This window comes from Moorena sp. SIO3I8, assembly GCF_010692325.1.
Lineage (GTDB): Bacteria > Cyanobacteriota > Cyanobacteriia > Cyanobacteriales > Coleofasciculaceae > Moorena.
Genome location: NZ_JAAHHW010000452.1, coordinates 1 through 1161, shown reverse-complemented (window position 1 = coordinate 1161; position 1161 = coordinate 1). Strand labels below are relative to the sequence as shown.

Below are 1161 nucleotides of genomic sequence, written 5' to 3'. Positions count from 1 at the left end.
CTCAGTACAGGACAAAAGTTGCAAAAAGTGCCAGGGAGAGGGTTTGATGGAAATTACCACAAAGACCACAAACCCTCATGGAACAGATTAACCAACTTCGAGCCAAATTGCGACCCCACCTGGGCTGGCATGGGGCGCGACTCTCCTTCGTCGCCATGTTCCTCATAGCCCTATTTCGAGCCAAAACAGTCAATAAGCGCGGAGTTGGCGACCGTGTGCGGAGGAAAAGCCGCTGATGCATCTCACTACAAGCGAATGCAGCGATTCTTCCGGTCTTTTGACCTAGACATGGCTCAAATTGCCCAGATGCTCGTCAAATTGGCTGGAATCCCTCAACCTTGGGTACTGAGCCTTGACCGCACTAACTGGTCTTTCGGAAAAACCCACTTCAACATCTTAATGTTGGGTGTGGTCCATGAGGGGATTGCTTTCCCCTTGCTGTGGACTCTGCTTGAGAAGCAGGGCAATAGTAACAGTGATGAACGTATGGATTTACTTGATCGCTTTGAAGCTTTGTTTCCTGATGTGGTGATCGCGTACCTAACTGCTGACCGGGAATTTATCGGCCAAGAGTGGCTGTCCTATCTGTTGATGGACAAGCCAATTCCCTTTCGGATACGCATACGTCAAAGTGACTTGATTCGATCCCGGACTCGGCAACAAGCCGTACCAGGGTCTCGCTATTTTGCCAACTTGTCCGTCGGGGAAACTCGCGTCCTTTCAGGTCATCATTGGGTTTGGGGTCGCCCAGTCTATGTGATTGGCGCTCGCCTACAACCGACTCAAAAAGGAGATGATAATTTTCTGATTCTGGTCACCAATCATTGCCCCGAACAAGCTTTATCGGATTATACCCGCCGTTGGGGCATCGAGACCCTGTTTGCGGCACTGAAGACTCGGGGTTTTTGCCTTGAATCGACTCATTTCAATGATGCCCCGAGACTGAGCAAACTTTTGGCTTTGTTAGCGATCGCCTTTGTGTGGGCGATGAAGACGGGTTTGTGGCAACATACACTCAAGCCCATTCCGATTAAATCCCATCAACGACGAGCCAAGAGCCTATTTCGTTTGGGATTTGATTATCTGCGCTCAATTTTCACCAATCTTGACCACCAGTTCCCAGCTTTTCTTAACTCTCTCCATTTTTTGTCCTGTACTTAG

At 49.3% G+C, this 1161-nt stretch carries 1 pseudogene; it reads left to right on the top strand.

The features are described 5' to 3' along the window. Window positions 1-77 precede the first annotated feature (77 nt). A pseudogene (locus F6K51_RS37815) lies at window positions 78-1161 on the top strand (IS4 family transposase).